Below are 5,932 nucleotides of genomic sequence, written 5' to 3'. Positions count from 1 at the left end.
TGACTTTGGTGATATCAAAAAAGCTATAGAAATCTATGTGGATTATTTTAATCATCATAGAGTAGCTTATCGATTAGATTACTTAACACCAGTTGAATATCGAACTATAAAAGGCTTTAATTAAAAAAGCCACACATCTAGAAAATGATGTATGATAAAATATAAGTATCAAGGATATAATAGTATCACTTTTTATTTCTCAAAGGTGGTACCTATGTGTCCTAGAAAATCATAGCAGTGCATTAAATTATAGTAAAGATAAATATGTTGTTTATAAAGACGGTATTTTAATGCCACTATTACAAATTAAAGGAATTGGCATTAAAACATATGAGAAAATTAGTGAAGAACATGGAAACGGTATCATAAATAGTTTTTTTGAAGCGAAAACTAAACTTTCTAAAATGTTATCAGAAAATGAGTTTAAACAATTAATTTATGTTAATGCACTAGACTTTACTGGTCTGAATAAGAAGACGATGATCTTAAATAGTGATTTTGAAGATGTATTCTATTCAACCTATTTACAAGATTATAAAATTACAGAAACTGATGATTATTCTTATTTAGAAATCATGGATAACGAACGGAATGCAATAGGTGTAAACTTAAGATATAACATTTCAGAATATTATAAAAATGATTTCGAAAAAATCGGCGTAACATCCATTGGTGAAGCGATTAAACATAAAAAACAAACGAGAGTCATTGGATTGATAAAATCGATACGTGAAATTAGTACTAAGAAGAACGATAAGATGGTTTTCTTAAGTATTAGTGATGGATTTAGCGAGCTTGATTTAACAGTATTTCCTAGGGACTATCAAGGGTTAAAAGTTAAGTTTTTAAAAGAAGTCTTAATTTTTGAGATAAATCCTAACGAATATAGAGGTGAATTAAAATTCACATTACAAAATATTCACGAAATGCCAAAAACTTGAAAGAAAGTCGAAAAATTAAGTAAGTCAATGTAAAACGCTTACTTAAAATGATTTTACCATTGTTAATATATCAAATATTTGTTAAAATATATAGTGAGAAGTAGACTTGAGGGGAGAAAGAATTTATGAATTATGAATCTTTAATTGTTGCCGTACAATGGGCCGTAATCGGCTTCTTTGTATTATTCCACTTTCTAAACGGTTTTAGAAGGGGAACAAAGCCAACGCTATACTACACAATTGTTAGTTTTGTTTTAACATTTGTCTTATTATTTGGCGTCTCGTTCCTCACCATCAGAACAATATTTACTCCAGGATCGCTTTTAGAATTTATTGAGAGGTATACAACAATACCTGATGACATTAGGGTTTATTTAACTGAACCTGAATTAAGTGCTGTATTATTTGCAGTAATAGATGTCGTCATAAGAATTGTTGCTTTTATTGTTTTATACCCAATTGTTAAATGGTTATTAACAATGATTATTTTCAGACCACTTTATCGTGGATTTTTTGATAAAGGGAAAGAAATATATTCATTAAAAGTTGTTAATAAAGGTAAACAAGAAGAAGTTGTTATCGTTCCAAGAAAACGCCGTGTTAATAATTTTAGTAGAGTAGGCGGTGCAGCACTTGGAGCTGTAAGAGGATTTGTTGTAGCATTTCTGTTTTTATTACCATTAATTATGCTAGGAAGTTTTTCTAGAGGATTAGAAGGTGATAACTCATCAGAAGAAAATATTAGTAATTTTGAGAAAATTCTTCTAAGTAATGGTGGAAGTACCGAAGATAATCAATTTTTAGAAATCTTGCGAGCAGCTCAAGCAATTGAAAAATATGGGATTGGTCAATTTACAAGTAATATTAAAATTGGTGATAAAACATTAGATAAATCAGTTTTTGATTTTGTCTTTACAACAAAAGTTGTTACGAAAGACGAAAAGAAAGACTTAGTTATATCTGATGAAATTAAAATGTTAGGTCAAGTCGCAACCGTTTTAATTGAAAACGGTTATTTAGATAGCGACTTTGACATTAAATCAATTAATCATGAAGATCATTTTGAAGATTTGGAATTTTTATTAAGTCAAATTGGTAATTCAAATTTAGTTAATCTTTTATATTCTGCAGGTGTTTCTGCAGCATCAAAACACTTATTACCAGATATATTAGGTTATGATCCAAATGCTGACTTTGATGAAGATGGTAATAAACTTCATACAAAAGATGTAATTGCAGCACTTAAGTTAGTTGATTTAAGTGGTGAAACAGATTCATTAACAAAAGCAATTGAACAAGCATTGTTATTAGGTTCAGTTGGAGAATTAATGGAAATGGTAGAAGATCCTAATCTATTCTTAGAATTAAGTGTAGAAGAAAAACGTCAAGTTGCAAAAATATTACATGAAGTAAGTAATTTAGAATTATTAGTTGGTGCCAATCTATTAATTGAATCATTAATTAGATTAGAGTCGCCTACAAATGATGGTATTAAAGAAAATATTGATTGGGTTGATAATCCAGTTGAATATCTTCAAGAAAGATTAGCATTCATTTTAGAGGATAACCGTCACTTCATCGGTGAAGACGGTGATATTGCTGCAATAGCAAATTTTGTTGAGGCAATGTTTAGTGATGAATTTGAAGATTTTGATTATACGATCTTTACTGGCGAGTTAAGCCTTGATCTTTTCTTATCAGAAGAAGTAAGTCCAGTTATTAGTCAAGCATTAGTTAATATCGTAGAAATAGAAACACTAATTAAATTATTACCACTTGGTGTTGATTACTATGTTTACGGAACTAAACCAGAATTAATTAGTGAATTTGCTGATGAATTAGTTGAATCATTAAGTGATGCGGATTATCGTGAAGAAATATTAAACATTGATAGCATCTATAAATTAATGGTTCAATTAGGACTTGAAGCATACTTTGAAGAAGATGCAGACTTTATTGCAGTTACTGATAATATTTTAAGTGATGATGCAAGTCTCTTAGCAGTAAGACAAATTATTCATCATTTATTTGAAGAAAGTCAAGCTGTCAATGATATTTTAGAAATTGTAGCTGAACCATTAGTTGAAAGCTTTGTTTCTGACGAAGAAATTAAAGGTATTGCTTTAAAAGTAGTAAATAGTGAAATTAGATATGGAACAGAAATCAATAAACTTTTAGATGTTGTTGATTCAATGTATAGTTTTACATCGTTATCCAAAATTAAGAGTATTTTTGATAACGGAGATATGGATGCGTATTTAACTTTAGCTGCTGATTTTGGTGGAATAAATGAAGCAGATTTTCTCCAGTTTAAAAATGCACTAACAAGTCTAGATACATTACAAATAGCAGGGATTGATATTCTTGATTTAGTTAAAAATAAATCAGGAATCGAACAATTGGTTATTCCTGAAAACGCAAGTTTAAATTACGATTTAAAACGAGTTTTAGATTTAGCGTATGAAATAGCAAAACCACTTAATGTTGAAAGAGCAAGTGGCGTTGATGTCTTAGATATTAACTTAAGTTATGCTCTAGATCATGAAGCAATAATTGATATTTTAAGATTTAGCGAAGCAGATGAAAATTCTATTTTACTTGCTTCAGCAGTTGAATACATTAAAACATTAGAATTTACAATTGATAATTTAGGAACAATTAAAACTCCAGATGAATTATATTACAGAGATTTTAATGATGAAATTTGGATTGATGAACTAAACAATATTATTACTGGTTTATTTAAAACATTACCAATGTTAGCAGATGATGAATTTATTCTTTCATATAATCATTTAACTCAAAATGTTAAAGGATTAGAAGATATACCAGTTGATATAATTTCAAGATTTGGTATTGAAACAGATACAGAAGAATCACTAGGATTAATATTAAATTCATTATTTGTTAGATCAAATGCAACTACTCTAACAAGTGTATTATTAGAAAATGTATTTGAAAGTCAAAACTTTAATATTAATTTACCAGAATTAGCGATAGCTGAAGATGGTTATATAATTGGTAGTGAGTTAACAGAATTAGTTGTTATTGCAGGTTTAGGAGTCTTATACTTAGACGATGAAAATACCCCTTATAACAATATGAAAGAGTTAGTTGATAGTTTAAGCTTAGAAAAAGGCGTTACAACATTCAATATTCTTCATGAAGATGTTATTGCTAAGGTAGCTAATTCAAAAATAGTAAATGGTATTTTTAGAGAAGCATTATTAAATGAAGAAATACATAGTTTAGTCTATGAAAGATTAAGTGCACTTAACTTAGCAGAAGACTTAAGTCCAATAAATGATATTAGTTCAGGTGTCTTTGATTTTGATGTTGCATTAGTTAATGGCGAAGTACCACTTAATACATTACATGAGTTATTATTAGGACTACAAAGTATTCAAGTACCAGCAACATTAGTTCAAAATCCAAGTCAAGAAAATATTATGGATTTCTTTAATGTTGTTAATACTGAAAATTTAATTTCAATATTAGAAATTAAATTAGTTCACGAGTTAGTTGATAATGTTATTAAGTTGACAGAAGTTAAAGAAGTTGGGGCAAACTATTTCGATAATTTATTAATCAACTTATACAATAGTGGCTATACTATTAATTTAAATTATGAAGATTACTACAATGTAATTCATATGCCAGTTGATAGTGATAACTTAATTAGTATTAATGAAGTTAAAGACTTAGTTAATGTTTTTGCAGCATTAAGAGAAGTTGTTGATTTCAATGATTTAAATAATATTGAAGTCTTAGAAGTATTTAGAGGATTAGAAGATGTAAGAGTTGGTAATAAGAATGGTTATGAAGTTGTAACTAAACCAATCTTATTAAGAGGTTTAATGGGAACAGCGTTAAATGACGATGAGTTATTAGATTTCTTAGCTGACTTTGCAAGTAGTCGTTTAGTTATTAATGGAGAGACTGCAATTAATTTAGAAGGAGATGCTTTCAAATTAACAAGTGACTTCTTTGAAAATGGTAAAGTGTTAAAACATAATCACTTATTAGATTTAGTCTTAGCAGTTGCTGCACAAGATGAAACGTTAATTGAACGTAACTTTAAAGTAGAAGTAAGTGATGTTACTAATTTATTAAGATCAGGATTATCATTTAGCCAGTTAAGTAGATTAGAACAAATTTATAATTCAGATATTATTGAATTTATGTTACAAAACGTTATTGAAAATGAAGAAGTTGCAAACTTAGCAACTGACTTAATTAATGATCAAATTGCTAATTTAGCAATTAACATGGATATTAATCCAGTTTATATTAATAATAGTGACCTAGACTTACATTATGAATTAATTAATTTAGATGCAATGACTAAGTTAGTTGTTGCAATTGATGAATTAAATATTAATGAGTTTAGTGAATTAACTAATATTAAATCAATTAAAGATTTAGGATTGTTATTAGATTTAAGAAATACTGATCGCCTAGCTAGAAATATTTTTGAAGTTCCATTCTTATTACATGCATTAGATGTAGTCTTAACATCAGATGCATTAGGCGAGATGGCTGAAGAGTTAGTTGAAGTGAAGGCTTTATCAAGACTTCCATTCGCAACTACTGCACCATCAAGTGATACATATGTATTAGATAGTAGTTTAATTACTACAGATAATTTTGTTGATTTAGTTCTTGCAGTTTATGGTGCTAATTTAGACGTTGAAGACTTTAAGGGCAATGCATTAGACATTGTTAATCGTCTTTTAGGATATAAAGTAGCAAACCAAGTTGAAGAACAAGGAATTACTCATTTATATAATTCAAATATTATTAAGCATTTTGTTGAAATATTAGGAGAAAATGAAGAAGTTCACCAAATTGGTGCTGACGCAATTAATCATTACTTAGTTAATGTAGAGTCAAGTTTAAATGTTACTTTCCCAAATATTACAACAGCTGACTTAGCAATTAGTAATACATTGTTTAATGAAGAATCAATGCTTTTAACACTACAATTTATT

Annotated in this window: 3 protein-coding genes; all 3 read left to right on the top strand. The window is 28.3% G+C overall.

The genetic code is table 11. The features are described 5' to 3' along the window. The first annotated feature begins 13 nt into the window (after window positions 1-13). Window positions 14-124 carry an IS3 family transposase gene (locus tag IY230_RS06725; RefSeq protein WP_374978439.1) on the top strand — a complete coding sequence of 37 codons (111 nt, stop codon included), beginning with the start codon at window positions 14-16 and terminating at the stop codon, window positions 122-124. A gap of 37 nt (window positions 125-161) precedes the next feature. Further along, a complete protein-coding gene (locus IY230_RS00350; RefSeq protein WP_196369372.1) occupies window positions 162-941 on the top strand; it encodes a helix-hairpin-helix domain-containing protein in 780 nt (259 codons plus the stop codon). A gap of 125 nt (window positions 942-1,066) precedes the next feature. Continuing rightward, on the top strand, window positions 1,067-5,932 hold a 4,866-nt coding region (locus tag IY230_RS00345), incomplete at its 3' end, for a hypothetical protein (protein WP_196369370.1).

The organism is Acholeplasma laidlawii, assembly GCF_015709225.1.
Taxonomy (GTDB): Bacteria; Bacillota_I; Bacilli_A; order Acholeplasmatales; family Acholeplasmataceae; genus Acholeplasma; species Acholeplasma laidlawii_A.
This window is presented reverse-complemented; position numbering and strand designations above follow the sequence as displayed.